General features: G+C 66.2%; 19 protein-coding genes. 8 read left to right on the top strand and 11 right to left on the bottom strand.

The window, feature by feature from the left end:
- Positions 1 to 3: 3 nt before the first annotated feature.
- Positions 4 to 726, bottom strand: coding sequence for a dienelactone hydrolase family protein (locus AC1RT8_RS13795; RefSeq protein WP_493076236.1), 723 nt, complete (start codon positions 724 to 726; stop codon positions 4 to 6).
- 110 nt (positions 727 to 836) lie between these two features.
- Here AC1RT8_RS13795 and gpmA point away from each other — a divergent pair, with 110 nt between their 5' ends.
- The 3 genes from gpmA (at position 837) to AC1RT8_RS13810 (ending at position 3,144) form a co-directional block, all read left to right on the top strand.
- Positions 837 to 1,523, top strand: coding sequence for a 2,3-diphosphoglycerate-dependent phosphoglycerate mutase (gene gpmA, locus AC1RT8_RS13800; protein ID WP_493076237.1), 687 nt, complete (start codon positions 837 to 839; stop codon positions 1,521 to 1,523).
- A gap of 71 nt (positions 1,524 to 1,594) precedes the next feature.
- A complete protein-coding gene (gene purE / locus AC1RT8_RS13805) occupies positions 1,595 to 2,080 on the top strand; it encodes a 5-(carboxyamino)imidazole ribonucleotide mutase (RefSeq protein WP_493076238.1) in 486 nt (161 codons plus the stop codon).
- Positions 2,077 to 3,144 (top strand): 5-(carboxyamino)imidazole ribonucleotide synthase, encoded by a 1,068-nt coding sequence (locus AC1RT8_RS13810; RefSeq protein WP_493076239.1) that lies wholly within the window; start codon positions 2,077 to 2,079, stop codon positions 3,142 to 3,144. The genes purE and AC1RT8_RS13810 overlap by 4 nt, the downstream gene beginning before the upstream one ends.
- Positions 3,145 to 3,203: 59 nt before the next feature.
- Here the strand turns inward: AC1RT8_RS13810 and AC1RT8_RS13815 are convergent, their stop codons facing one another.
- The 4 genes from AC1RT8_RS13815 to AC1RT8_RS13830 all read right to left on the bottom strand — a co-directional run bounded on the left by AC1RT8_RS13815 (position 3,204) and on the right by AC1RT8_RS13830 (position 10,982).
- Positions 3,204 to 3,503 (bottom strand): hypothetical protein, encoded by a 300-nt coding sequence (locus AC1RT8_RS13815; RefSeq protein WP_493076240.1) that lies wholly within the window; start codon positions 3,501 to 3,503, stop codon positions 3,204 to 3,206.
- A 19-nt stretch (positions 3,504 to 3,522) separates the two neighbouring features.
- Entirely contained in the window at positions 3,523 to 6,354 is a 2,832-nt protein-coding gene (locus AC1RT8_RS13820; protein WP_493076241.1) for a M16 family metallopeptidase, read from the bottom strand.
- A 75-nt stretch (positions 6,355 to 6,429) separates the two neighbouring features.
- Positions 6,430 to 8,571 (bottom strand): penicillin acylase family protein, encoded by a 2,142-nt coding sequence (locus tag AC1RT8_RS13825; RefSeq protein ID WP_493076242.1) that lies wholly within the window; start codon positions 8,569 to 8,571, stop codon positions 6,430 to 6,432.
- Between the two features lie 110 nt (positions 8,572 to 8,681).
- A complete protein-coding gene (locus AC1RT8_RS13830; RefSeq protein ID WP_493076243.1) occupies positions 8,682 to 10,982 on the bottom strand; it encodes a TonB-dependent receptor in 2,301 nt (766 codons plus the stop codon).
- A gap of 235 nt (positions 10,983 to 11,217) precedes the next feature.
- On the opposite strand from AC1RT8_RS13830, the gene clpB reads away from it, so the two are divergent.
- Positions 11,218 to 13,797, top strand: a complete 2,580-nt coding sequence (gene clpB / locus AC1RT8_RS13835) for an ATP-dependent chaperone ClpB (RefSeq protein WP_493076244.1) — start codon at positions 11,218 to 11,220, stop codon at positions 13,795 to 13,797.
- A 95-nt stretch (positions 13,798 to 13,892) separates the two neighbouring features.
- Here the strand turns inward: clpB and AC1RT8_RS13840 are convergent, their stop codons facing one another.
- From AC1RT8_RS13840 to xseA, 4 genes are all read right to left on the bottom strand, one after another.
- Positions 13,893 to 16,934 carry a TonB-dependent receptor domain-containing protein gene (locus tag AC1RT8_RS13840; protein ID WP_493076245.1) on the bottom strand — a complete coding sequence of 1,014 codons (3,042 nt, stop codon included), beginning with the start codon at positions 16,932 to 16,934 and terminating at the stop codon, positions 13,893 to 13,895.
- Positions 16,935 to 17,193: 259 nt separating this feature from the next.
- Positions 17,194 to 18,117 carry a M23 family metallopeptidase gene (locus tag AC1RT8_RS13845; protein WP_493076246.1) on the bottom strand — a complete coding sequence of 308 codons (924 nt, stop codon included), beginning with the start codon at positions 18,115 to 18,117 and terminating at the stop codon, positions 17,194 to 17,196.
- A complete protein-coding gene (locus AC1RT8_RS13850) occupies positions 18,114 to 18,314 on the bottom strand; it encodes a DUF2093 domain-containing protein (RefSeq protein ID WP_372855956.1) in 201 nt (66 codons plus the stop codon). Before AC1RT8_RS13850 ends, AC1RT8_RS13845 begins: the two co-directional genes overlap by 4 nt.
- Positions 18,315 to 18,325: 11 nt before the next feature.
- Positions 18,326 to 19,714 carry an exodeoxyribonuclease VII large subunit gene (gene xseA / locus AC1RT8_RS13855; RefSeq protein ID WP_493076247.1) on the bottom strand — a complete coding sequence of 463 codons (1,389 nt, stop codon included), beginning with the start codon at positions 19,712 to 19,714 and terminating at the stop codon, positions 18,326 to 18,328.
- Here xseA and purD point away from each other — a divergent pair.
- The 3 genes from purD to AC1RT8_RS13870 all read left to right on the top strand — a co-directional run bounded on the left by purD (position 19,713) and on the right by AC1RT8_RS13870 (position 23,657).
- Complete coding sequence (gene purD / locus AC1RT8_RS13860; RefSeq protein ID WP_493076248.1) at positions 19,713 to 20,975, top strand: phosphoribosylamine--glycine ligase; 1,263 nt, start codon at positions 19,713 to 19,715, stop codon at positions 20,973 to 20,975. The two genes, xseA and purD, sit on opposite strands and share 2 nt — an antisense overlap.
- Positions 20,976 to 21,406: 431 nt before the next feature.
- Positions 21,407 to 23,020: a vWA domain-containing protein gene (locus tag AC1RT8_RS13865; RefSeq protein WP_493076249.1), complete on the top strand. Its 1,614-nt coding sequence runs from the start codon at positions 21,407 to 21,409 to the stop codon at positions 23,018 to 23,020.
- A 64-nt stretch (positions 23,021 to 23,084) separates the two neighbouring features.
- Complete coding sequence (locus AC1RT8_RS13870; RefSeq protein ID WP_493076250.1) at positions 23,085 to 23,657, top strand: helix-hairpin-helix domain-containing protein; 573 nt, start codon at positions 23,085 to 23,087, stop codon at positions 23,655 to 23,657.
- Between the two features lie 11 nt (positions 23,658 to 23,668).
- Here AC1RT8_RS13870 and AC1RT8_RS13875 read toward each other — a convergent pair whose 3' ends face one another.
- Both AC1RT8_RS13875 and AC1RT8_RS13880 read right to left on the bottom strand, forming a co-directional pair.
- On the bottom strand, positions 23,669 to 24,187 hold the full coding sequence (locus AC1RT8_RS13875; RefSeq protein ID WP_493076251.1) for an STM3941 family protein: 519 nt from the start codon (positions 24,185 to 24,187) through the stop codon (positions 23,669 to 23,671).
- Between the two features lies 1 nt (position 24,188).
- The gene (locus AC1RT8_RS13880) at positions 24,189 to 25,502 is read right to left on the bottom strand and encodes a hemolysin family protein (RefSeq protein WP_493076252.1); all 1,314 of its coding nucleotides are present in this window, start codon (positions 25,500 to 25,502) and stop codon (positions 24,189 to 24,191) included.
- Positions 25,503 to 25,651: 149 nt separating this feature from the next.
- Here AC1RT8_RS13880 and AC1RT8_RS13885 point away from each other — a divergent pair, with 149 nt between their 5' ends.
- Positions 25,652 to 26,329 carry a YiaD family glycine zipper/OmpA-like lipoprotein gene (locus AC1RT8_RS13885; RefSeq protein WP_493076253.1) on the top strand — a complete coding sequence of 226 codons (678 nt, stop codon included), beginning with the start codon at positions 25,652 to 25,654 and terminating at the stop codon, positions 26,327 to 26,329.
- The last annotated feature ends 48 nt before the right edge of the window (positions 26,330 to 26,377 follow it).

Here is a 26,377-nt window from a genome sequence, read left to right on the forward strand (position 1 = left end):
GCGTCAGAAGAGCTCCGCCAGGAAATCCTTCATCGCCTCCCAGCTCCGCCGGTCCGCGCGTTCCTCATAGGCGACGCCCGGGCGGGTCGAGCCCTTCGCCGATTGGTCGGTAAAGGCATGGCCGGCATTGCCGTAAGCATGGATCTGCCAGTCGGCCCCGCCCTCGGTCAGCTCGCGGCCGAGCGCGACCATCGCCTCGGGCGGCGCCAGCGGATCGTCCCAGCCATGGCAGACCAGCAGCTTCGGCTTGATCGGGGTCGTGCTGGCATAGTCGGGCCGGTCGTAGACGCCGTGGAAGCTGACACAGCCAAGCGTGTCGAGCCCCGCTCGCGCCATGTCGAGCACGCATTTGCCGCCGAAGCAGAAGCCGATCGCGGCGGTCTTTGCCGGATCGACCCGGTCGAACCCCTTCAGCGCATCGAGCGATGCCTGTAACCGGTCGCGCAGCAACGGACGATCGGCGTTCAGCGCGTTCATATAGACCGCCATGTCGGGCGACTCATGCGTGGTGCGCTTGCCCTGGCCGAACACGTCGCAGGCGAACCCGACATAGCCGAGCTGCGCCAGCGCCTCGGCCTTGAGATTGTCCGCCTCTTTCTGCCCGCGGATGTTCGGCACGACCAGCACGCCCGGCCGCATGGTGGTGATCTCGTCCTCATAGGCGATCACGCCCTCGAACGGCCCGCCTGGCCCGTTATACACCAGTGTCTGCCGTACGATCGCCATGGTACTTCTCCTTTGCCGGCCAGATGCCACGCCGGGAGAGCACGCCGCAAGTTGCCTCGCGTGGATCAATCGCTAGAGACGGGCGCGACATCGACCGATCCGGAGAAACCATGCCGACCCTCGTCCTGATCCGCCACGGCCAGTCGGCCTGGAACCTCGAGAACCGCTTCACCGGCTGGTGGGATGTCGATGTGACCGAAAAGGGCGCCGAGGAAGCGCGCGCCGCAGGCCGGCTGATGGCGGAGAAAGGCCTGGACTTCGACCAGACCTTCACCAGCCTGCAGACCCGCGCGATCAAGACGCTCAACCTCGCGCTGGAGGAAATGGGACGGCTATGGCTGCCGGTCGAGAAGGACTGGCATCTCAACGAGCGGCATTATGGCGGCCTGACCGGCCTCGACAAGGCCGAGACCGCGGCCAAGCATGGCGACGAGCAGGTGCATATCTGGCGCCGCAGCTTCGACATTCCGCCCCCGCCGATGGAAGCGGGCGGGCCGTTCGACCTGTCGCAGGACCGTCGCTATGCCGGGATCGCCATTCCCGACACCGAGAGCCTGAAGGACACGATCGCCCGCGTGCTGCCTTATTGGGAGGGCCGCATCGCCCCCGCGCTCAAGGCCGGTCAGCGCGTGCTGATCTCCGCGCACGGCAATTCGCTGCGCGCGCTGGTCAAGCATCTGTCGAACATTCCGGACGACGAGATCACCAGCCTGGAGATTCCGACCGGCCAGCCGATCGTATACGAGCTGGACGACGCGCTGAACGCGACCGACCGCTATTATCTGAGCGAGCGCTGACTCGAAACGTAAGTAAGTTGCCCTGACCGCGTCCCACGGTTAGGAAACCGCTCCTTTCACCGGGGTACCTCATGTCGGATCATCCCCTTGTCGGCATCATCATGGGCAGCGCGTCCGATTGGGACACGATGCGCCATGCCGCGGATGCGCTCGCGGCACTCGGCGTGCCGCACGAGACCAAGGTCGTGTCCGCGCATCGCACCCCGCAGCGGCTCTACGATTATGCCGCCCAGGCCGAGCATCGCGGGCTGAAGGTGATCATCGCCGGCGCGGGCGGCGCGGCGCATCTGCCCGGCATGGCCGCCGCGATGACGCATCTCCCGGTGCTCGGCGTGCCGGTCGAATCCAAGGCGATGAAGGGCATGGATAGCCTGCTGTCGATCGTCCAGATGCCCGGCGGAATCCCGGTCGGCACGCTCGCGATCGGCAAGGCCGGCGCGAAGAATGCCGGCCTGCTCGCCGCCGCGATCCTCGCCACCAGCGACGCCCTGCTCGCCGAGCGGCTGAAGAAATGGCGCGCGGCACAGACGGACAGCGTCGCGACCGATCCCGAATGAGTGCGCTCCCGCCCGGCTCGACGATCGGAATCCTCGGCGGCGGCCAGCTCGGCCGGATGCTGGCGTCCGCAGCGGCACAGCTCGGCTATCGCACCCAGGTCCTTGCGCCCGATGCGGAAAGCGTCGCCGCGCAGACCGCCTCCAGCTTCACCCGCGCCGATTATCACAGCCGAATCGTCCTCGACGAGCTCGCCGCCTCGGCCGATGTCGTGACCTATGAGTTCGAGAATATCGCGATCGAGCCGATCCAGTATCTCGCGACGAAACTGCCGGTGCACCCCGCCCCCGCCGCACTCGAAGTCGCGCAGGATCGCGCGACCGAGAAAAGCTTCGTCGACGGATTGGGCGGCCGCACAGCACCGTGGCGCAAGGTCACGACGCTCGACGAGCTGAAACAGGCGCTGGCCGGGATCGGCGCGCCGGCGATCCTGAAGACGTTGCGGCTCGGCTATGACGGCAAGGGCCAGGTCCGCCTCCAAACGGTGGACGACGCGGAAAGCGCCTGGGCCGAGATCGGCGAGCGCCCTGCGATCCTGGAAGGCTTCGTCACGTTCGGCCACGAATTCTCGATCATCCTGGCGCGCGGCGCGGACGGCGCGATGGTCAGCTATCCGCCGCCCTGGAACCAGCATGTCGACGGCATCCTCGACCGATCCTCGCTGCCCGCGCCGACCGAGATCGCCCGGCACTGGGCCGAGGCGGCAGCGCTTGCCGGGCGTGTGGCCGACACGCTTGGTTATGTCGGCGTACTGACGCTCGAGTTCTTCGCGACCGATGAAGGTCCGGTGTTCAACGAGATGGCGCCGCGCGTCCATAATTCGGGCCATTGGACGATCGAGGGTGCGGTCACCTCGCAGTTCGAGAACCATATCCGCGCGATCTGCGGCTTGCCGCTCGGCGACACCGGCCTGATGGCTCCGCGCGTCGAGATGGAGAATCTGATCGGCGGGGACGCCAACCGCTGGGCAGAGATCCTCGCCGAGCCGGGCGCGCATCTGCACCTGTATGGCAAGACAGTGCGCCCGGGCCGCAAGATGGGCCATGTGACCCGGCTGGCGCGCTGATAGAAAAGCCCGCCTTCCTTGCGGAAAGCGGGCCTCTTCATGTGACCAAGACCGGTAGATCAGCCGGTGCGCGTGCCCGTCAGCGGGAAGCTGCCGAACGCGCCGGCGCCGACCGATCCGGTCAGCGTGTCGCCGTCTGCAGTCGCGGTGCAATCGAGCGTCATCGGCATCGGCACGGTGATGTTCATGGTCCAGTGGATGGTATCACCGTCCACGGTGCCGTTGATGTCGGTCGAGCCCATCGCGCCGCTGTTGGTACCGGTGAAGGTGCCGCCATCGGTCTTCACCGTCAGCGTCATCTTCTGATCGCCGAGCGGCGACTTGACCGTCGCATCCCAGGTGCCGTCGATTCCAGCCATATCCGTCTCTCCTGAATCCCTAGCGCACATCCGCGACGGACGACGCGGGCACCACCTCAACCGGCAGTCCGAGGCTGTCAAGCTGAGGTCGAACCGTCTTGGCGTCGCCGACGACCACCCAGATCAGCTTCGACGGGTCGATTACCGCGCGTGCCGCAGCGTCAAGCTGCGCGACCTTCAGCCCGCGATAGACCTGAGGAAGTTTCGCATAATAATCGTCAGGCCGCTTGTAGAGGCTGTTCGACTGCATGCCGGACAGCACGGCGCCCGCCGTTTCGAAGTTTCCGGGCAGCGACCGAATCGTGCCCGTGATCGTCCGGTCGAACTCGAGCGGTGTGATGCCCTTGGTCGTCAGGAAATCCTGCACGTCGGTGCGCACCGCCGCGATCGACGCGCCGGTCTTGTCCGCCTGGACGGGTGCCTGAATCACATAGGGCGCGGCGAACTCTGCGCGCTGGAAGCCGCCGCCCGCGCCGTAGGACCAGTGCTTGTCCTCGCGCAGATCCATGTTGATCCGCGACAGGAAGCCGCCGCCGAGCGTGTCGTTGGCCGCGAGCAACGGCACGAAATCGTCGGTGCCCTTCAGGCTGGTCGGGGTCGCGGCATAGATCAGCGACTGCGGCGAATCCGGCCGGTCGATCAGCACGATCTTCGGCGCCGACGGCGTCGAGGGCGCGGAGAAGTCCTTCACGCCGGCAGGACCAGTCGGGGTCCAGTCGCCGAATTCGGCGTCGAGCGCCGCCTTCACTTCGGCGAGCGGGCGATCGCTGACCACGAAGATCCGCGCCTTGTCCGGCCGGATCCACGCGTGCTGGAACGCGATCAGATCGTCGCGGGTCAGCGCCGCCACGGCCTTGGGATCGCCGCTGCCGAACGACTTGGCATAGGGCGAGGCCGGACCATAGACGAGCCGCGGCATCACGCGCGAGGCGAGGCCGCTCGGGCTGGTCAGCTCGGCCTGGATCTGCGCGAGCTGCTGGTTCTTGACCCGATCGACCTCGGCCGGCGCGAAGGCCGGGTTGCGCACGATATCGGCGAACAGGTCGAGCGCCGGCACCAGGTTCGGGCTTGGCGCCGACAGGGTCAGGCTGGTGCGGTCGGAACTCGCGCCCGATCCGATGGCGGCGCCGAGCCGCTCCTTCGCCTCGGCGATGCCGATCGAATCGAGCGAGGTCGTGCCTTCGTCCATCATGCCGAGCGTCAGCTGTTGCGTGCCGAGCCTGGCCGCCGGATCGGCGGCGACGCCAGCATCGAAGCTGATCACCGCCTGGGTGATCGGCACCGCGCCGCGCTGCGCATAGATCAGCTCGATGCCGTTCTTGAGGCTGGTGTGCACCGCCGGTGGGAAATCGATGTCGGAGATGTTGGCCACACCCGGCATCTCGCCGCGCGTGCCCTTGACCGGCGTGTCGGTCGCCGGCTTGGGCTCGACCGGCGCCGCCTCGGTATAGGCGGCGCGAGCGCCCGGCTCGACGGTGAGCGCATAGACCGGACGGCTCAGCCATTTGGCGGTCGCCGCCTTGACGGTCGCCGGCGTCGCGCCGGCCATGGTGGCAAGCCGCTTCTTGTAGAAGGCGGGATCGTTCGAATAGAGCGCACCCTCGGCGAGGGTCGCTGCCTTGCCGTTGCCGCCGCCGACCGATTCCAGGCCCTGGATCGTGCTGGTCACGCTGCCGGTAGCGACTCGTTGCACCTCGTCGGCGGTCGGCCCCTTGGCGAGCAGATCGGCCATCACCTCATCGAGGCGCTTCGCGACCAGCGCCGGGTCGACGCCCTGCTTCACATCGGCATAGACCTCGAACAGGCCGATCTGCGCGAAGGTCTGGTTGCTCGCCGAGACGCGCACCGCGATCTTCTCCTTGCGCACCAGCGCATTGTCGAGACGCGAGCTGGACAGGCCGCCGAGCACGCCCGCCGTCACATCGAGCAGGACCGAATCCTTGTCGTTGACGCCGGGCACGGCCCACATGCGGTAGATGCGGGTGGTCGAGACGCGATCCTTCATCACCTCGGCCTTGGCGGCGGCGAGCGTCGGGACATCGGCCTTGGGCACCACGCTCACCGGGCCGCGCTTGATCGCACCGAAATATTTCTCGACCAGCGGCTTCGCCGTCGCGACATCGATATCGCCGGCGAGCGACAGGATCGCATTGTTCGGCGCATAATGGTCATGGAACCAGTCCTTCACCGTGGCGAGGCTGGCGGCGTCGAGATCTGCCATCGAGCCGATCGTCGAATGGCGATAGGGATGGCCTTCCGGGAACAGCGCGTCGAGCTGGCTGTATTCGACCAAACCGAAGGGCTGGTTGTCGCCCTGGCGCTTCTCGTTCTGGACGACGCCACGCTGCTCGTCGAGCACACCTTGCGTCACAGCGCCGGTGAGATAGCCCATACGGTCGCTCTCGAGGAACAGCGCACGGTCGAGCGCGGGTGTCGGCACCGTCTCGTAATAATTGGTGCGGTCGAACCAGGTCGTGCCGTTCAGGTCGGTTGCGCCGACTTCCTTCATCGGGCCGAAATAGTCGCCCGGCGCATTTTCGCTCCCGTTGAACATCAGGTGTTCGAAGAGATGAGCGAAGCCGGTCTTGCCGGCAGGCTCGAACTTCGAGCCGACATTATACCAGACGGAGACCGCGACGATCGGCGCCTTGCGATCGGTATGGACCAGCACGCGCAGGCCATTGGCGAGGGTGAATTCCTGATAGGGGATGTCGACGCTTTTCGCGAGAACGGAGACTGGCGCAGGCTTGACAGCAGCCGGCCTGGTCGCCGCCTGGGGCGGTGCCGCCACGACCGGAGTCGCAAGCGCGCCGAGCGCCACGCCCGCAAGCGCGAACATCTTGATGGTCATGGAAGATATGTCCTCGAATATGAAACTATATTGCGCAGGTATAACGCAGCCGTTGCGCGGCGCAATCGGGGCTGATCAGGGCCGATAGACTCGCTCGACATGACCCTTGAGCCGGGCCGGATCGAACCAGACCGGCTTCAGCTCGTGCCGCACGAACAGCGGTGCCTGGTCGGCATAATGCGGCGACTCGGGCCGGGTCGTCGCGGCGCCGAAGGGCTGGATTGATTGCGAGCTGACCCGGCCCTGCCGATCCCAGGCGACGAACATGATGAAGCTGTCGCCATGCCGCACCGCGAGCCGGCCGTCGGGCGCCTCGTCCCACAGCGCCGCCGCGCGGAGCACGTCGGGGCCGCCGTCCATCGGCAGATCGACCTTGCCCTGCCGCACGCGGAGCACCGTGCCGAGCGGCGGATCGAGCCGGCCGAAATGCTTCATCAGATAGGCCGTAGCAGTGGCGAGTTCTTCGCTTGGATCGGCCTCGGGCCGGCGCTGATAATGCCATTTGTTGCCGGCGCGGAGCAGCAGTGCGGCGATCGCGTCGGCCGGACCCCTGCCATCATAGTTCCAGTCCCATTTCGCCAGCAGTGCTTGAGCGGCGATCAGCGACTTGTCGCCCTTCGGGTCGACCGCAGCGAGATCGGCGAACCATTTCGCGGCCCAGCTTACCCGGCTGACGCCAGTATCGAACTTGATGCGGTGGAGATCAGCATCGGTGATCGACGGATCGGCCCCCATCAACTCGAGCGCCCGGGTCGCGCGGTTGGTCGTGTCGGTCTCGATGCCGAGCAGCGGGGAATAGTCCGCCGGCTTGATTTCCGAGCCGGTTCCCGCCGCCTGGAAAGGCGTGTTGTTGGCGTTGATCAGGAAGCCCGAGGCCGGGTTCACGTTGCGGGGCACCTGCGCCCAGGGTACCGTGCCCACCGCCAGATCGCGCGAGGTGTCGCCGGGCAGGACCTGGGCATAATCATAGCCTGGCTTCCGGTTGAGGAAGCTCGCATTATAGAAATAGGCGATGTTCCCGGCCGCATCGCCATAAAGGAAATTGGTCGCCGGCACGCCCTGGATCGCCAGCGCCTTCTGCCATTCGGCGAAATCGCGCGCGCGGTTCAGCCGGTAATATTCCTCGACCATCCTGAGCTGGTCGGCCCCGCCATAACGCAGCGCGAAGGCGCCTTTGGCATTCTCGACCACTGGCCCCTGCACCGCCCGCAGCACTGTCTTGGGCACCGGCAACACGAACGGGCCCCAGAGCTTCACGTGAAGCCACACCCGGGTCTTTTCGAGCGGCCGCCATTTCCCGTCGAAGCGATAGGCGTCGCCCGCCGGGTTGAGCACGAGCTTGTGGACATCGATCAGATCGGGCCGGTTGACCGTATTGGTCCAGCCGAGCGTGGGATTGTGGCCGAGCAACGGATAGGGCGCCCCGGGGAAGGTCGCGCCGGCGAAGTTCCAGCCGGCCTGCGAATGGACGACCAGTTCGTACCAGGCGACACCCCCGCGCCAGGGTTGGTGCGAGTTGGAGACCAGCCGGGTGAAGCCGTCCGCGGACCGCTTCGGCGCGACGACAAAGGCATTGGAGCCATTCTCGTTGCCGTTCGGGCCGATCGGCGTGATGTCCGGCGCGTCCGGGACTGATCCGGCATTCTCCTTCGGCAGCGGCGTGTCGCCGGCGAGCGCGCCGAGCACTGAATCCAGCCCGAAGAAGAAAGGCGAACGCAGCACGAAGCCCGTCGCGACATCCCGGCCGTCGACCGGGAAGAGCTTCGCCAGCCGCACCTCGCCCGGATGCTTTTCGGCATAACGGTTGAGGCCCGAGGCGTAGCCGTCGAGCAAAGCGCGCACATCGGCCGGCTGCTTCATATAATCGCGCGCCACCGTCTCGCGCGCGCCGAGCAGGTGAAGGACATAGTCGGTCTTCGCGCCGTCCCCGCCGGTCATCGCGCCGAGCCGCCCGCGCGTCATCGCGAGCACTTCCTGCAGGGTCGAGAAATCATCCTCGGCATGGGCATAAGCGATGCCGTAGGCGACATCGGCATCGGTCTTGCCGAAGATATGCGGCACGCCGAACGTATCGCGCGCGATTTTCACGTCATAGGCGCGCGCCGGTGGGGCGTCGGGCGCAGTCGAGATCAGCGGCTCCCACACCGCAAGCCCGATAGCGACGACGATCAACAAGGCGACCAGCCCGGTCGCCCCCCGCACCAAAAATCGCCGCATCCACTCTCACCCGCCTTAATTTGCGGCTGGTGTAGCGATGCCGGAGGGTCCCGGCGAGGGTCATCGCCGCCGTTCCTGCCCGAAGCGGGGAACGGCGGCGAAACGATCGGTCAGAAGGCGGTCTTCACCGTCATGAAGAACTGCTGCGGCGCGCCCGCGAGCAGCGTCTGGTTGTCGCCGCTGTTGCCGAAGCCGTTCGACCCGATGGTCGAGACATATTTCTTGTCGAACAGATTGGTCGCATTGAGCTGCACCTCGACCTTGCGCTCACCCGGCAGGGTGACTCGGGCGCCGAGAGTCGCGTCGAACAGCACCTGGCCCGGCACCGACTGGTCGTTGGTGTAGGTGAAATAGCGCCGGCTCATGTAATTCGCGCCCAACCGGCCGAAGAACATGCCCTTGTCATAGGTGATCTCGCCCTTGGCGAGGTGCTTCGGGCTGTCGACCGTGGTCTTGCCCTTGGTCAGCACGGTGGCGCTGACATTGTCGCGATAGGTCGAGTCGTTATAGCTGTAGGACGCGAAGACGCCGAAGCCGTAAGGCAGCTTCACTTCGCCCGCCGCCTCGAAACCATAGGCGCGGACCGAGCCGACATTCTGCAGGATCACCGGATTGCCGACGATCCCGGCACCCGTCGTCACGCCGAGCAGGCGGTTGCGGAAATCGACATAATAAGCGGCGATCAGGCCGTTGAACCACCGGTTCTTGTAACGGCCGCCAAACTCATAGGTGTCCGATTCCTCGGGCTTCAGCTTATTGGTGGTCAGCAGCGCGTTGAAGCCCGGCTGGGTCGTCGCGAACGGCCCGGTTGTCGCGGACGAGACGAAGGCGCGCTTCACCTGGGTGAAATCGCCGAACAGCTCGGCGCTGTCGTTCAGCTTGTAGTTGAAGCCGGCATGCGGCTGGAACCAGTCGGTGACCTTGATCTTGCCTGAAGCGAGGCCGCCCGAGACGATCGGCGCCGCCGAGTTGCGGACGTCGAAGCCCTTCCAGCCGAAATCGACCGTCAGGTCGCCGAGCGCGATCTTGTCCTGCACATAATATTGCAGCGTCTCGGTATCGTAGTTGAAATCCCACTGCGTGAAGAAGGGATTGGCCTGGAATTCGAGCGAGTCACGCGTCGGGACATTGCGGCTGGTGAGGCCGTAGAAGCGCCGCGCCTGGCGGAAATCATTCTTCTCGTACCAGCCGCCGACCGTGATGTCGTTGAAGGCCAGCTTGCCGCCGATCGACCCGAACACACCCTTGCGGCGGATATCGTATTCGGTGGTGCGCACCGAGAGCGGCGCGCCGCCGGGGGTGGCGGTATAGGGCGTGTACCAGATGCCCTGGCCATGGTTCGAATGATAATAGGCCTTGAGCATGCCGTGGACCGGCGCGTCCTTCGCCGTCTCCACGCCGAGCGAGGCGAGATAGTCTACGCGCAGGCCCGCCGCGTCGAAATAGACGTCGTCGGCGGTGGTGTAGGGCGCGGGATAGGGGATCGGCGCGAGCGGGTGCGCGCTGTTATAGGCGAGCGTGTCGGCGATCACGACGGCGAGCGGATAGTTGTTCGAGATATTGTCGTTGTTCAGGCCAAGGCGGCGGATCATGTCGAGCGACAGATCCTGATAGTCGTTCTCGCGCCGGTCCGAGAAATCGAAGGTGCCGACCAGGCGGACGGTGCCGACCGGCGCGACGAACTTCGCATTGACCTGATGCTGGCGCTGCGAGCCGAAGCCTTTCCACTTGTCGGTGTCGAGGAAGCCGTAGGAGACATAGGCGCTGGGCCCGTTGTCGCCGAGCACGCCGGTGTCCAGCCGACCAAAGGCGCGCACCGTGTTCTCGCTGCCATAGGTGCCGTTCAAGGTCATGCCGAAGACCGGCTTGGGATCGCTCGAGAAGAACTCGATCGTGCCGCCGAGATTGTTGGTCGCCTGGGTCCCGATCGAGCCGGCGCCCTGCGACACGATCGTCTGGCCGATATTCTCCGACGAGATCGCGCGGCTGATATGCAGGCCGTTGGTATTGCCATAGCTGCCGTCGCCGAGCGGAATGCCGTCGAGCGTGAAGCCGATCTGGTTCTGGTTGAAGCTGCGGATCGAGACGCGCTCCGACCATTCGTACGCACCGAAGGCATCGGCCGCCTGGAAGTTCACGCTGGGCAGCTTCTCGATCGCCTTCAAGGGGCTGGTGCCGGCCGGCAGCCGCTCGATATCGACCTGGCTGATGCGCTGGACCTGACGCGTCTCGCCGCGCCCGACCACGATGATGTCGGCGGTCGGGGCGTCGTCGGCCGCCGCGGCGTCAACCGGGTCAGCCGTCATCGTATCGGTCGCGGCGGCGGGCTTGTCCTCGGCGACGGCAGCGGTCGCGGCGAAAGGCGAGCACAGGGCGGTGCCGGCCAGCAACCAGGCGTGAAGATGGCGCATGTCGATAGTCCCCTTGGGCGTGAATGTCGCGGGTGCCCCATTCCCGGCGCCCCAGAGCCGCCTAGGCGTTGTGCGTTGCACAATTATGGGAAGAACATGTCGTTCCCGTGTGACTGGTGAGACAGGTTCGTGACACCTATCTATCCCTCGACAGCGACGGTGAAAAAGTCCGGCAGGAGAGACTTGTGTTGCATATATACAACACCATATCGCGACCGGATCTGGAGGGACATCAATGAACCTGGAAAAATTCACCGACCGCGCAAAGGGCTTTCTGCAATCGGCGCAGACCGTCGCGATCCGGATGAGCCATCAGCGCATCGCGCCCGAGCATATCCTGAAGGCGCTGCTCGAGGACGAGCAGGGCATGGCCGCCGGGCTGATCGCGGCCGCGGGCGGCGACGCGAAGCGCGCGGTGAGCGAAACCGACGCGGCGCTCGCGAAGATCCCCGCCGTCTCGGGCGGCGGCGCGCAGCAGACGCCCGGCCTCGACAATGACGCGGTGCGCGTGCTCGACCAGGCCGAGCAGGTCGCGACCAAGGCGGGCGACAGTTTCGTCACGGTCGAGCGGCTGCTTCTCGCGCTGGCGCTGTCCACCACGACCGCTGCCGGCAAGGCGCTCTCCGCCGCCGGCGTAACGGCCGACGGCCTCAACGCAGCGATCAACAAGGTCCGCGCGGGCCGCACCGCCGATAGTGCGGGCGCCGAGGACCGGTTCGACGCGCTCAACAAATTCGCCCGCGACCTCACCCAGGCGGCGCGCGACGGCAAGCTCGATCCAGTGATCGGCCGTGACGAGGAGATCCGCCGCACCATCCAGATCCTCGCCCGACGCACCAAGAACAATCCGGTGCTGATCGGCGAACCCGGCGTCGGCAAGACGGCGATTGCCGAGGGCCTGGCGCTGCGCATCGCCAACGGCGATGTGCCCGATACCTTGAAGGACCGGAAGCTGATGTCGCTCGACATCGGCAGCATGATCGCCGGCGCCAAATATCGCGGCGAATTCGAGGAGCGGCTGAAAGGCGTGCTCGACGAAGTGCGCGCCGGCGAAGGCGACATCATCCTGTTCATCGACGAAATGCATACGCTGATCGGCGCCGGCAAGACCGACGGCGCGATGGACGCGTCCAACATGATCAAGCCGGCGCTGGCGCGCGGCGAGCTGCACTGCGTCGGTGCCACCACGCTCGACGAATATCGCAAATATGTCGAGAAGGACGCAGCGCTGCAGCGGCGCTTCCAGCCTGTGTTCGTCGGCGAGCCGACGGTCGAGGACACCATCTCGATCCTGCGCGGGCTGAAGGAGAAATATGAGCTGCACCACGGCGTGCGCATCACCGATGCCGCGATCGTCGCCGCCTCGACCCTGTCGAACCGCTACATCACCGACCGATTCCTGCCCGACAAGGCGATCGACCTGATGGACGAGGCCGCCAGCCGTATCCGCATGGAAGTCGAATCCAAACCCGAAGAGATCGAGACGCTCGACCGGCGGATCATCCAGCTCAAGATCGAGCGCGAGGCGCTGAAGAAAGAGACCGATGCGGCCTCGCGCGACCGCCTCGTCACGCTCGAGGCCGAACTCGCCAATCTCGAACAGCAATCGGCCGAGCTGACCACGCGCTGGCAGGGCGAGAAGGACAAGATCAACGCCGAGGCGAAGCTCAAGGAACAGCTCGACGCCGCGCGGCTCGAGCTAGAGCAGGCGCAGCGCGCGGGCGATCTCGCCAGGGCCGGTGAGCTTTCCTACGGCACGATCCCGCAACTCACCCGCCAGCTCGACGAGGCGCAAGCGACCACCAAGGGCGCGATGCTGCGCGAGGAGGTGACCGCCGACGATATCGCCGCGGTGGTCAGCCGCTGGACCGGCATCCCGGTCGACCGGATGCTGGAGGGCGAGCGCGCCAAACTGCTCGGCATGGAAGAGGCGCTGGGCAAGCGCGTGATCGGCCAGAGCCAGGCGGTCCGCGCCGTCTCGACCGCGGTGCGCCGCGCCCGTGCCGGGCTGCAGGAGCCCAACCGGCCGCTCGGCTCCTTCCTGTTCCTCGGCCCGACCGGCGTCGGCAAGACCGAGCTGACCAAGGCGCTGGCCGAATTCCTGTTCGACGATCCGTCGGCGATGGTGCGTATCGACATGAGCGAGTTCATGGAGAAGCACGCGGTCGCCCGGCTGATCGGCGCTCCTCCCGGCTATGTCGGTTACGAGGAAGGCGGTGTGCTGACCGAGGCGGTGCGGCGCAGGCCCTATCAGGTCGTGTTGTTCGACGAGGTGGAGAAGGCGCATGGCGACGTGTTCAATGTCCTGCTCCAGGTGCTCGACGACGGGCGGCTGACCGACGGCCAGGGCCGCACGGTCGATTTCTCCAATACGCTGATCATCCTGACATCGAACCTGGGCAGCCAGTATCTGTCAAGCCTCGCCGATGGCGCGGACGTGTCCTCGGTCGAGCCGCAGGTGATGGAGATCGTGCGCGGTCATTTCCGCCCCGAATTCCTCAACCGGCTGGACGAGATCATCCTGTTCCACCGGCTCGGGCAGAGCGAGATGGCGCCGATCGTCGATATCCAGGTGTCGCGGGTGCAGAAGCTGCTGGCCGATCGCAAGGTGGTGCTCGAGCTGACCGATGGCGCCCGGGCCTGGCTCGGACGGGTCGGCTATGATCCGGTCTATGGCGCCCGTCCGCTCAAGCGCGCGGTGCAGCGCTATCTGCAGGATCCGCTGGCCGACCTGATCCTGCGCGGCGACGTGAAGGACGGATCGACGGTGAAGGTCGACGAAGGCGACGGGAAGCTGGAACTCGCCGTGGAGTGACGTCGACCGGCTGGCGGACTGGCCGACCCCGTATCGTTGGACAAAAAAGGGGCGGATCCCGAAGGATCCGCCCCGATTTTTTCGTTCTGCGTGGCTTAGAAGTTGAACTTCGCGCCAGCGCGGAACTGACGGCCGAACACGTTGTAGCCGGCCTGGACCGGGTTGTAGAGATACGCACCATAGGTGACCGGATCGATGTCGGGTGCGCGGTCGAACAGGTTGATCACGTTCGCGTAGAAGGTGAACTGGTCGTTGACCTTAACCGACAAGTTGGCATCGACGGTGATGTAGCTCTTGACGCGGCAGTCCGTGTAACCCGGCGACAGGCCGCAATCGCCATAACCCGTGCCCTGATCCATGGCCGAAAGGTCATAGCCCGAAGTGTAGTTCACGGTACCGGTCAGAGCGAACTGGTTGTACTCCACCGTGTTCCGCCAGTTGCCGCGCCAGCGGAAGGTGCCCGAACCGGCGGTCAGGTTGAAGTTGCCGAGCGTGTCGACATACGTCTCCTTGGTGCCATCCGGGAAGGTCGTGCTGAGCTCCAGGATCAGGCTGGCGTCGAGGTTCGACGTCCACTTGATCGCACCCAGATCGAACTTCGCATTGGCGCCGAAATCGATGCCTTCCGACTTGATCGTGTTGGCATTGATCAGGGCGGACTGAACGAAGGCGATACGCGGACGAGCGAGCGGGTTGTTGATGTCCGGCGCGTCCGCAATCACGTTGTAGCCGGCCGGGATCGGCAGCCCAGCATAATAGGCAGCAATGGCCGGTGCCGAGGACGGCGAGGTGATCGCGCCGGTCTTCTTGATATTGTAGTAATCGACCGTGAACGACACGTTCCGCATCGGCTCGACCAGGATGCCGGCGGTGAAGCTGCGCGACTTCTCAGGCTTCAGGTTCGGCGAGGCGAGAGTCGTCAGGCCGATCGAGTAGTTGGTGAGATAAGCCGGGCAGTTGGCGGCGTTCGTACCGCAGGCCGCACCGTACAGCGCGCGGAAGCTCGCGGGGATATTCGCCGCAACCTGCGACACGTAACCGGTCGTCGGCAGGGCGTTCGCCTCGCCGAAGGACGGGATACGATAGCCCTTCGAATAGGTGCCGCGGAGCATGATCTGGCGGATCGGCTTCAGCTTCACGCCGAACTTCGGCGAAAAAGCGCTCTGGCCCGACGAATAGTGATCGTAACGGCCCGAAGCGTTCAGCTCGACCTGGTCGATGATCGGCGCGTTGAGTTCGTAGAATGCCGAGGAAACGGTACGGTTACCCTTGGTGCCGAACGCGTTGAGCGTGAAGTAACGCTGGGTCGGGCCATTGACGTCGGAGTTCGCGCTGGGCGCGTCCACCGCTTCGTAATAGACCGATCCGCCGACGCCGAGCTGCAGAGGACCGCCCGGAAGCTGCGTCAGTTCCTTGCCCAGGCTGATCTGCGCCTGGAAAAGATCCGACGACGAGTTCGTGACGTTGTCAGGCGTCAGGTAATCCTGCGCGGCCTGGCTGTTCGCATAGGGATTGACGAAATTGTACGAGCCGTCGTTGATCACGTCGAGCAGGTGCTGGATGTACACGAAGCCCGTGGAGGTCCGCTTCAGGTCGGTGTGCATCGCCGTGAAGTCGACCTTGTAGCTGATGCCGTCGAACACGTCGCCGGACACACCCGCGGCAGCGCGATACACGCGGCTACGCGTCGAACCGCCGGTTGTGGTCGGGATGCTGCCGATGACCAGCGCACGCTGGCCTGCGGCCGCGAACGGGTTGTTCGGGTTGAGCGTGCCGTTCACCGCGGTGCAGGCCGCGATCGTGCCGCGCGGGCAGACATAGGTCGGCAGCGACAGGACGAACGAGCCGGGTGCACGGATCGCCGCGGCGCTCGAGGTCGAGAACTGCGGATAGAAGATGCCGGTCGGGGCGTTGCCACGGATGGTCGGCGGGCCGCCGTCATAGGACGTGCTCGCCTGCTGGAAGTTGCCCTGGAAATAGCCTTCCGTGTTGTCGCCGAGCATCGCGGTGACCTTGAACGAGGCACCGAAGCGCTCGATGTGCGGTGCGACCGTGCCGTATTTGTTGATACCGTCTTCACGGCAGACGGTGTTGGGCAGGTTGACGTTGAGCGCCGGTACGCGATCCGCAGCGGTCGGGTTATAGGCGACGCCGCCGTTGCAGACGCCGGGGTTCAGCAGCTGATACCGCGTTCCGGCGATAGCAGTGTTGGTCTGATCCGCGGGGCGAACATAGATGTTCGACAGGTTGAAGTTGCCGTCCGCCTGCGCGGTCAGAATGCCGTTATTGGGCAGCACGCCGTTCTCGAGACCATAGGCCTGGCCGTTATGGCCGCACACGCCCTCGAAGCAGATACCGGTCTGATCGGAGCTGTTGAACGGAGACCCCAGATCGCGGTTTTCGACTTCCTCGGCACGATAGTAGAAGCCGCTGATATAGGCGTTGAAGCCCTTCTCATCGAGATCGCCGATGCCGGCGGTCAGCGACAGGCGCTGGTTGCCGCCGAAGCCGCCCTCGGCGACGCCGGCTTCCGCACGACCCGAAACGCCCGTGACCGAACGCTTGGTGATGATGTTGACCACGCCCGCGATCGCGTCTGCGCCGTAGGACGACGACGCACCGTCGCGCAGCACTTCGATCCGCTCGACGATGTCGTCGGGGATGGTGTTGAGATCGACGAAGTTGCGCGAGCCGTCATCGGCCAGCGGGTAGTAAGCGGCGCGCAGGCCGTCGAACAGGACCAGGGTCGAGTTGGTCGAGAGGCCGCGCAGCGAAACCGACGACGCACCGCCGGCGAACGCGCCGTTGGCGGTGAAGGAGTTGCCGAGCGCCGGGCCGTTGTTCGACGACAGCTGCTGGATTGCATCCTGGACGGTGTTGATGCCGCGGGCGTCCATCGCCTCGGTGGTCACGACGGTGACCGGCGACACCGTCTCGGTGTCGGTGCGGCGGAACAGGGTGCCGGTCACGACGATGTCGGTGCCCTCGTCAGCGGCGGCGGTCTGGCCGTCCTGAACGGTCGCAGCCGGAGCCGGGGCCGTCTGCGCGAACGCAGGGCTGGCTGCCAGCACCAGCGCGAACGGCGCAGCGGTGGCGAGCAGGCGCGCCTTACGCGCCAGATTGTCTGGATTGATCACGAATATTTTCCCTCGCTTGACCCCTCCGGCCGCTTTGCGCGGTCCGGCAAGGTGATTGCCAAGCCCCCATCGGCCGCACGCAATACGGCCCCAAGAGACATGGCGGTGTGATGGGACAAGCGGCCAGCGGCTGTAAAGGTGGCATTCATATTCGGCGCGCAGCTTTCGTCGGGCGTGTATCCAAAATGACACACGACCGACATGTTAGGCAGGTAGCCGCCTAGTTTTGCGTAACTTTATTGCAGCTGCGAAGCGGCGATTATTGCGTGACCGGCATCGGGCCAGCGACAAGCAGCGGATCGATGCGGGAATCGCGCCACTTCATCCCCCAGTGGAGATGCGGCCCGGACGCACGCCCCGTCATCCCGACCAGCCCGACGGGCTGGCCGCGCCGCACCCGCTCACCGACCCGCACATTGATCTTCGACAGATGCAGGAAGGCGGTGTTGAGGCCCATGCCATGGTCGATCATCAGCAGATTGCCCTCCAGCGTGAAGGGATGATCGGCGGCGAGGATGACCACGCCGTCGGCGGGCGCGAGCACGGTCGTGCCGGTCGGCCGGGCGATGTCGAGGCCCGAATGATAGCTGCCCGCCTCGCCATTCTTGTAGATGCGCTGCGAACCGAACAGCGTGGAGATGCGGCCCAGCACCGGCCACATGAACGGTTCCCGCCAGCCGTTCGCGTCGGTCACGATGCGGCGCGCGGCGTTGATCTGGGCGAGCTCGGCCGGGCGCAGCTTCTCGAATTCCGGCTGGGGCACCGGATATTTGGGTACGGTATCGAGCTTCGAGATGTCCCAGGCGCGCGGCGCGACCGTCAGCGTGTCGCGCACGTCGCGCCCGTCGCCAAGCGTCGCGACCAGGGTCGCGGTCGGCTTCGCATCGCGGTCGAACGCGATCAGGAAGCGGCCGTCGGGCGCGACCGGGATCGCCGCGCCGTCGAAGGAGAGCATGCTCGTGCCCGCCGGCGCGATGCCGATCACAAGGCCGCCCTGGATCATGCTGCCCGAATAGCTGAAGCTCACGCGCATCGGCGCGCGCTGCGGCTGGACGGTCTGCGGCGCCGCGCGCTGGCTGGGCGGGGTCCGCTGGACCGTCGGCCGCGATACCGACGGGGTGGTGCAGCTTCCGGCGATCATCAGCGCGGTGACCCCCACCACCCAGCGCCGAAGTCGCTTCATTGCGGCGCCATCGCCTGCATCGCGAATTGCGGCGTGGCATAGGGCTCCTGCCGCGCGACGCTCCAGTAGCGCAGATCCTCGAGCGCGATCCGTTCGCCGGAGATCGCGCAGACGACATGGTCGCCCGTCGCGAGCACGCGGAAACCATTGGCCATGTAATGAAGCCGCGCCGGGCGATCGCTGTTCGACATCAACATCGTATTTCTGCTCACAAGAGGCTCGGCTGTTCCGGGCTGGTCTTGTCATATGCCTTGCCGCCCGCGCGCTCAACCCGCGCGTCGACGGGACCGTCCCGGAAGTGGAGCGTGATGGCGCCGGCGGTGCGCGCGGCGGCGCTGGTGGTGACGACCGCGCCCGAGGGCCGCGCCGAGACGCGGACATAGCCGCGTTCGAGCAATTTGTCGGGATTGAGCGATTCGGCCAACCGCCAGGTCCGGTCGAGCCGGGTCCGCGCATCCTCCAGCCGCCGGTCGAGCACCGACAGGCGGAGCGCCCCGGCCGAGCGGTCGAGCACGCCCCGCGCCAGGGTCACGCGCCGTTCCAGCCCCCGATCGAGCCGCACGCCGAGATCGTCGGCGCGCTGGCGCTGCGGCCCGAGCAGGGCGTCGCGCTTCGGGATCACCCGGACCAGCGCGTCGAGCCGTTCCCGCGCGCGCTCATGATAGCGCCGCGCGCACCGCTCGGTCCGCTGACCCATCGCCTCCAGGGTCAGGCGCAGGTCGGCGAGCACCGGCACGGCCATCTCGGCCGCGGCAGTCGGCGTCGGCGCGCGCAGGTCGGCAGCGAAATCGGCAAGCGTCGTGTCGGTCTCGTGCCCGACGGCGGAGATGATCGGGATCGAGCAGGCGGCGATGGCGCGGACCACCACTTCCTCGTTGAAGGCCCAGAGATCCTCGATCGACCCGCCGCCCCGCGCGACGATGACCAGGTCCGGGCGCGGCACCGGGCCGCCCGGCTGGATCGCGTCGAACCCGCGCAGCGCGGCCGCGACCTCGGCGGCGGCGCCCTCACCCTGGACCTTGACCGGCCAGACCAGCACATGGGTCGGGCAGCGATCCTCCAGCCGGTGGAGGATGTCGCGGATCACCGCGCCGGTCGGCGAGGTGATCACCCCGATCACTTGCGGCAGATAAGGCAGGTTCTTCTTGCGCGCGTTGTCGAATAGCCCTTCCGCGGCGAGCCCGGCCTTGAGCTTTTCGAGCAAGGCCATCAGCGCGCCCTCGCCCGCCAGCTCCATGCGTTCGATCACGATCTGATATTTCGAGCGGCCGGGATAGGTGGTGACCTTGCCGGTCACGATCACTTCGATCCCGTCCTGTGGCTGGAACGGGATCAGCGCGACCTGGCCCTTCCAGATCACGCCGTCGATCACCGCGCTGTCGTCCTTGAGGCTGAGATAGGCATGGCCCGAGGCGACGCGCTTGTAGCCGGAAATCTCGCCGCGCAGCCGGACATGGCCGAACTCGCCCTCGACGAGGCGCTTGAGCTTCAGCGCCAGTTCGCCCACGCCGAGCGGCGCGGCGTTGTCGCCCGGCATCTGCTCGGCTACGAGCCGCCCGGTCTTGTCGTCGATATCGTCGTTAAAGGGGTCGGTCATGAATGTCCTGCTGATCGGCTCCGGTGGCCGCGAACATGCGCTCGCGTGGCGCCTCGCGCAATCGCCGCGCCTCGGCAAGCTGTTTGCGGCGCCCGGCAATCCGGGCATCGCCGACCATGCCGAACTGGCCGAGCTGGACCCTGCCGATCACCGCGCGGTGATCGATTTCTGCCACCGCCATTCGATCGGCCTGGTCGTGATCGGTCCGGAGGCGCCGCTGGTCGACGGGCTTGCCGACAATATCCGGATGATGGGCATTCCGGTGTTCGGGCCGAACAAGGCGGCGGCCCAACTCGAAGGATCGAAGGGCTTCACCAAGGATCTGTGCGCGCGCGCCCACATCCCGACCGCCGGCTATGCCCGCGTCACCTCGCGCGATGGCGCCCAAGCCGCGCTCGGCGACTTCGGCCTACCCGTGGTGGTGAAGGCGGACGGGCTTGCCGCGGGCAAGGGCGTGACGGTCGCGATGACGCGCGAAGAAGCCGAAGCGGCGCTGGACGATCTGTTCGCGGTGCGCGGCGCCGAGGCAGTGATCGAGGAATTCCTCGACGGCGAGGAAGCCAGCCTGTTCGTACTCACTGACGGCGAGGCGATCCTGCTTTTCGGCTCGGCCCAGGACCATAAGCGCGTCGGCGACGGCGATACCGGCCCCAATACCGGCGGCATGGGCGCGTACAGCCCGGCGCGCGTGCTGACGCCCGACCTCGAGCAGCAGGCGATCGATGAGATCGTCCTGCCTACCGTGGCCGCGATGAAGGCGGCGGGCACGCCCTTTTCGGGTGTCCTGTTCGCGGGCCTGATGCTCACCGCCGATGGCCCCAAACTGATCGAATATAATGCCCGTTTCGGCGACCCCGAATGCCAGGTGCTGATGACGCGGCTGGAGGACGACCTGCTCGAGGTCATGCTGGATACCGCCGAAGGGCGGCTGGCCGACCGGGCACCTTTACGCTTTTCGCCCGATACCGCGCTGACCGTGGTGATGGCCGCGAAGGGCTATCCCGGTACGCCCGAGACCGGCGGCGCCATCGCCGGGATCGATGCCGCCGAGGCGCTCGGCGCGCGCGTCTTCCAGGCGGGCACGCGCCTGGATGACGGCAAGCTGGTCGCATCCGGCGGACGTGTTCTGGCGGTCACCGCGACCGGCCCCGATATCGCCTCGGCCCAGACCGACGCCTATCGCGCGGTCGCCGCGATCGACTTTCCCACCGGCTTCTGCCGCCGCGACATCGGCTGGCGCGAGGTCGCCCGAACCCGTTGATTCGGTGGAGAAGCACCGCCTGTTCCACCTGTTCCACCTGTTCCACCTGTTATTTGAGCGAAATTTTTTTCTCACCTGTTATGTTGGATTCCGATCCCGCTTTAATAGCGATGTTTCAGACTGTTACCGCCCAGCCACCTGTTATCGGATAACAGGTCAGGAACAGGTGAATAACAGGTCGATAACAGGTCGATAACAGGTGCCGTGGCCGGCAATTGGTGCGAGCGACTCTCCTGTAATCTTCAAGCTGAGAAAGAGCGGGGCGTGCCTGACAAAGGCGTCGTCCGATTCCACCCTGCCATGATCCGCAGCGACGTTGAATCGACGCGCCGCACAATCCTCTCGTCTGACTTGGCCCTCTCGTCTGACTTGGCAATGTTGATATTATGTTATACCATTACATCAATGGAGAGAATATAGGGAGAGAGTCGATGAGGTTCCGTCCTGCAGTCGCTTCCGGATCGATCAGCCTGTTGCTCACGTCGGGGCTGATCGCCTTGCTGGTCAGCTCGGCGCCGCGACCGCCATATGCGCCAGTATCCGAGTCTCTGCGTCTGATGGATGTGATGGAGCCCCCGTCGCCTGCCATGGCGCCGTCATCGCCCGCCCTCGCGGAATACTCGAGCGCGCCCTATGGCGCGCCCGAAAACACCGAACGTTATGACGGCCGACCGGTCGCCCCGATCCAGTGGGTCGCGACCAATCCCGTCTCCACCTTCTCGGTCGATGTCGACACCGGTTCCTATGCCAATGTCCGGCGCTTGCTGAACCATGGCGAGACGCCGCCGTCCGAGGCCGTGCGCACCGAGGAAATGATCAATTATTTCCGTTACGATTATCCGCGCCCGACCGATCGCTCCCAGCCGTTCAGCGTGACGACCAGTGTTTCGACGACACCGTGGAATCCGGAATCGCGCCTGCTCCGCATCGGCCTGCGCGCCTATGACGTGACGACCGCCGCGCGACCCCGCGCCAACCTCGTCTTCCTGGTCGATGTCTCGGGGTCGATGGACGATCCCGACAAGCTGCCTTTGGTCAAGGCAGCGCTGACGCGCCTGGCCGACCAGCTCCGCCCCGACGACCGCGTGTCGATCGTCGTCTATGCCGACAATGCGGGTATGGTGCTGAAGCCGACCGCGGACAAGGAGGCGGTGAAGGCAGCGCTCGCCCGCCTAAAGGCGGGCGGATCGACCGCCGGGGGCGAGGGCATCCAGCTCGCTTATGATACTGCCCGGTCGGTCTTCATGAAGGGCGGCGTCAACCGCATCTTCCTGGCGACCGACGGCGATTTCAACGTCGGGATCAGCGACACCAAGGCGCTCGAAGCGCTCGTCACGTCGAACCGCGACGACGGCATCACCCTGACCACGCTCGGCTTCGGCGAGGGCAATTACAATGAGGCGATGATGGAGCACATCGCCGACCTGGGGAACGGCAACTACGCCTATATCGACAGCGCGATGGAGGCGGGGAAAGTGCTCGACGAGCAATTGTCGGCGACCCTGGTCACGGTCGCGAAGGACGTGAAGGTCCAGGTCGAGTTCAACCCCGCCGAGGTGAAGCAATATCGCCTGATCGGCTATGAGAACCGCGCTTTGGCCGAGGAGGATTTCAACAATGATTCGGTCGACGCCGGCGATATCGGCGCCGGGCATCAGGTCACCGCGCTCTATGAGGTGATGCCGGCCTATGCGAAGGGCTGGGCCGAGGAGCGGCGCTATGCCGCCAGGCCGACCTCACCCCGTGGAGGCGGCACCGAGCTTGGCTTCGTCAAGCTTCGCTACAAGCTGCCGGACGGGCAGCAATCTCGGCTGATCACGCGGCCGGTGCCCGCCAGCCTCATGACGAGCGCAACGGCACCGAGCGGCGACATGGCCTTTGTCGCGGCGGTCGCCGCGTTCGGCCAGAGACTGCGCGGCGACACATTTCTCGGCAGCTTCAGCCTTGCCGATGCCCGCGCGCTGGCGGGCAACCAGCAGGGCATCTGGCGACAGGAATTCGTCAGGCTGACCCGCCTCGCCGACAAAAGGCGCGCGGGCGACTGACGAGCCGGTGGCGCTGCCGGCCCGTCCTGCGATAGGGATGGCCGGCAACCCACGGAGCCAGAACATGGAAACGACCGCCCCCCTGATCCTGATCGCACTGCTCGCGATCGTCGTGATCGCCGGCATCCTCTGGGGCATCAAGCTCAGGCGAGACCGCAGCGCCGCCGACCATATCGTCACCGCGAACCGCACCGCAGCCGAACAGGGCGCGCCCGGATCGACCGTGGCTCCTCCGGTCGCGCCCAGCCCGCCCCCGCTCGCCGACGAGCCGATCGTCGCTGCCGCCGCGTTCGACGCGACGCCCGCCTCGATCGCCGTCGAGATGGCCGAGCCGGAACCCGAGCCCATAGCCGAGCCTGCCCCGGCTCCAGCGCCGGTTCCCACGCCCGCGCCTGCCGCCGCGGACCTGACTCAGCTAAAGGGCCTCGGCCCCAAGCTGGTCGCCACCCTGGCAGAACTCGGCATCACGCGGATCGACCAGATCGCCGCGCTGACACCTGACCAGGCGCAGGATCTCGACGCCCGCCTCGGCAGTTTCCGCGGCCGGCTGGCGCGCGACCGCTGGATCGAGCAGGCCCGCCTGCTCGCCGCGGGCGACCGTGTCGCCTATGAGGCGGAATTCGGGAAGCTGGGCTAAACCGGGAAGCCTCAGGCCGGTCGCGTCGGGCGGCCTCTGCCACGCCCCCGTCGCCTGGGCGCGAAGCGGTCGAACGCCTCGACCAGGTCGTCGAAGCGGCGATCGGTGCCCATCATGTTGAGCGGGATGTCGCCGAACCCCATCGCCTTGTTGGCGCCGGCCAGCCAGCCCGTCAGATGGCGGGAACGATAAAGCTCGGGTTCGTGCAGCCACAGGCACACGAAACTGCCCAGCCCCGCCCCCTGGACCTCGATCCACGAAATCGCGCTCCACGGGATCGGTTCATTCGACCAGCGTCGCCAGAGGACTCCGCGCGCGTCTACCTCCATGACCGGCCCGAAGCGGAAGAGCTGGCGCGTACCGACGATCGCGCACAGGCCGAAGAACAGGATCCCCGCCCAGCCGATCGCCACGGTAAACAGGTCATTCGCGCGAAGCATGAACATCCCGCCTGCCACGAACCCCAGGGCACCGATCACCAGCAGGCCGATCCGCCAACGGGAGACATAAGCGGCGAAGGCGGGCTCCATCCTAGCGCTTCCTCTTCGCCTCGCTCACCAGCAGCTTGTCGATCCGCCGTCCGTCGAGATCGACCACCTCGAACTTCCAGCCCTGCTCGATGAAGCTTTCGCCCTCGCCCGGCAAATGGCGGAATACCGCGAGCGCAAGGCCCGCGACCGTCGCATAGTCGCGGTCCTCGGGCAGATCGATGCCGAGCCGTTCGGCCAGCGCGTCGACCGCCATCTGCCCCGCGACGAGCAGCGACCCGTCGTCGCGCTCGACCACCGAAGGCGCATCGTCCGGATCGGTATCCGATGCGAATTCGCCCGCGATCGCCGCGAGCAGATCGGCCGGCGTCACGATGCCTTCGAAATGGCCGTACTCGTCATGGATCAGCGCCATCGGCACCTCGGCCTGGCGCAGCGCATCGAGCGCGTCCATCGCGTCGATCTGGTCGATCACCACCGGTGCCTGGCGCATCAGCACGCGCAGGTCGAGCGGCTCGCCCTTGAACAAAGCCACCGCAATGTCACGCGCCTGGACCACGCCGATCACCGAATCGACCGAGCCGTCGGCGACCGGCATGCGGCTGTGCGATGCCGCCATCAGCGCGGCGCGGATGCCGGCATCGTCGAGCGTCACGTCGATCCATTCGACATCGGTGCGCGGCGTCATCACTTCGCGCACCGGCCGGTCGGCCAGGCGGACCACGCCGGAAATGATCGAGCGTTCATGCTCCTCGATCACGCCGGATTTGCTTGCCTCGGCGACGATCAGGTGGAGCTCCTCCGCCGTCACATGATCCTCGGTCTCGCGCTTCAGGCCCATCAGGCGGAACAGCGCGCCGCTCGACGAATCGAGCAGCCAGACCACCGGGGCGGTGCACCAGGCGAGGATGCTGACCGGGCCCGCCATCATCGCGGCGATCGGCTCGGGCGCCCGCAGTGCGATCTGCTTGGGCACCAGCTCGCCGACGACGAGCGAGGCATAGGTGGTGAGGGCGATGACGATGCCGAAGCCGATCGTCTGGGTCGCCTCGGGCGACAGGCCGAGGAACATCAGCCGGGCCGCGACCGGCCCGCCCAGGCTCGCGCCCGAATAGGCGCCCGCCATGATGCCGATCAGCGTGATGCCGATCTGGGTGGTCGACAGGATCTTGCCGGGGTCGGCCGCGAGCGCCAGCGCGGTGCGCGCGCCGCGCTTCTTCGCGCGCGCCATCGCCTCGAGCCGGGCCTTGCGCGACGAGACGATCGCCAGCTCCGACATCGCGAAAACGCCGTTCAGCACGATCAGCGCAAGGATGATCGCGACGTCGATCCAGGGGAAGGGGGGAAGCGGTGCCATGGCGCTCGGCAAGTCTTTGGCGGGTTTCTCGCGCCTGCACAACCGCCCGTGCCGCCGAAGATCGAATCGGATGCGGAACAAGCGGGCGGCAAGGCGTGTTGAACCGGGATTGGGCGGCGCTTACACGCGCCGTAAAAGGGGAGAGAAAGATGAAGCCGTCGAACCACCTGCTCGCCGCCGCGGCCCTTGCCGCGCTGATCATGACGAGCGCCTGCACCACCGATCCCGTCACGGGCGAACGGCGCATCTCCAAGACGGCGATCGGCGGGATCGGCGGCGCGCTGGGCGGCTATCTGCTCGGCGACATCGTCGGCGGCCGGAATGACCGCACCGCGAAGATCGTCGGCGCGGGCATCGGCGGCATCGCCGGTGCCGGGATCGGCGCCTATATGGACAAGCAGGAACGCGAGCTGCGCGCACGCACCGCGGGCACCGACGTGCAGGTGATCCGCCAGGGCGACGACCTGATCCTCAACATCCCATCGGGCATCAACTTCGCCTATAACAGCGCGGCGGTCGAGCCGCAGTTCCGGCGAACGCTCGATCAGGTCGGGCAGGTGCTCGGCCAATATGACCGCACCTATATCGACATCTACGGCCATACCGATTCGACCGGCAGCGAGGCGTACAACCAGGACCTGTCGGAACGACGCGCGGGTTCGGTCGCCGACTATCTCGAGACGCGCGGCGTGCAGCCGGCGCGAATCGGCATCCGCGGCTTTGGCGAGCTGCAGCCGATCGCGGCGAACGACACCGAACCGGGCCGCGCGGCGAATCGCCGGGTCGAGATCAAGATCGTGCCGATCCCGGAGAGTGACGTGCGGTGACAAAGTGCCTCTCCCGTCGGGGAGAGGCAGAGAACCGAAGGTTCGGGA

It is taken from the genome of Sphingomonas sp. GW821-FHT10F11, assembly GCF_058809095.1.

Excerpts from the sequence above, each read along its gene's own strand:
- AC1RT8_RS13795 (WP_493076236.1), bottom strand. The coding sequence starts at position 726 with ATGGCGATCGTACGGCAGACACTGGTGTATAACGGGCCAGGCGGGCCG.
- gpmA (WP_493076237.1), top strand. The coding sequence starts at position 837 with ATGCCGACCCTCGTCCTGATCCGCCACGGCCAGTCGGCCTGGAACCTC.
- purE (WP_493076238.1), top strand. The coding sequence starts at position 1,595 with ATGTCGGATCATCCCCTTGTCGGCATCATCATGGGCAGCGCGTCCGAT.
- AC1RT8_RS13810 (WP_493076239.1), top strand. The coding sequence starts at position 2,077 with ATGAGTGCGCTCCCGCCCGGCTCGACGATCGGAATCCTCGGCGGCGGC.
- AC1RT8_RS13815 (WP_493076240.1), bottom strand. The coding sequence starts at position 3,503 with ATGGCTGGAATCGACGGCACCTGGGATGCGACGGTCAAGTCGCCGCTC.
- AC1RT8_RS13820 (WP_493076241.1), bottom strand. The coding sequence starts at position 6,354 with ATGACCATCAAGATGTTCGCGCTTGCGGGCGTGGCGCTCGGCGCGCTT.
- AC1RT8_RS13825 (WP_493076242.1), bottom strand. The coding sequence starts at position 8,571 with ATGCGGCGATTTTTGGTGCGGGGGGCGACCGGGCTGGTCGCCTTGTTG.
- AC1RT8_RS13830 (WP_493076243.1), bottom strand. The coding sequence starts at position 10,982 with ATGCGCCATCTTCACGCCTGGTTGCTGGCCGGCACCGCCCTGTGCTCG.
- clpB (WP_493076244.1), top strand. The coding sequence starts at position 11,218 with ATGAACCTGGAAAAATTCACCGACCGCGCAAAGGGCTTTCTGCAATCG.
- AC1RT8_RS13845 (WP_493076246.1), bottom strand. The coding sequence starts at position 18,117 with ATGAAGCGACTTCGGCGCTGGGTGGTGGGGGTCACCGCGCTGATGATC.
- AC1RT8_RS13850 (WP_372855956.1), bottom strand. The coding sequence starts at position 18,314 with ATGTTGATGTCGAACAGCGATCGCCCGGCGCGGCTTCATTACATGGCC.
- purD (WP_493076248.1), top strand. The coding sequence starts at position 19,713 with ATGAATGTCCTGCTGATCGGCTCCGGTGGCCGCGAACATGCGCTCGCG.
- xseA (WP_493076247.1), bottom strand. The coding sequence starts at position 19,714 with ATGACCGACCCCTTTAACGACGATATCGACGACAAGACCGGGCGGCTC.
- AC1RT8_RS13865 (WP_493076249.1), top strand. The coding sequence starts at position 21,407 with ATGAGGTTCCGTCCTGCAGTCGCTTCCGGATCGATCAGCCTGTTGCTC.
- AC1RT8_RS13870 (WP_493076250.1), top strand. The coding sequence starts at position 23,085 with ATGGAAACGACCGCCCCCCTGATCCTGATCGCACTGCTCGCGATCGTC.
- AC1RT8_RS13875 (WP_493076251.1), bottom strand. The coding sequence starts at position 24,187 with ATGGAGCCCGCCTTCGCCGCTTATGTCTCCCGTTGGCGGATCGGCCTG.
- AC1RT8_RS13880 (WP_493076252.1), bottom strand. The coding sequence starts at position 25,502 with ATGGCACCGCTTCCCCCCTTCCCCTGGATCGACGTCGCGATCATCCTT.
- AC1RT8_RS13885 (WP_493076253.1), top strand. The coding sequence starts at position 25,652 with ATGAAGCCGTCGAACCACCTGCTCGCCGCCGCGGCCCTTGCCGCGCTG.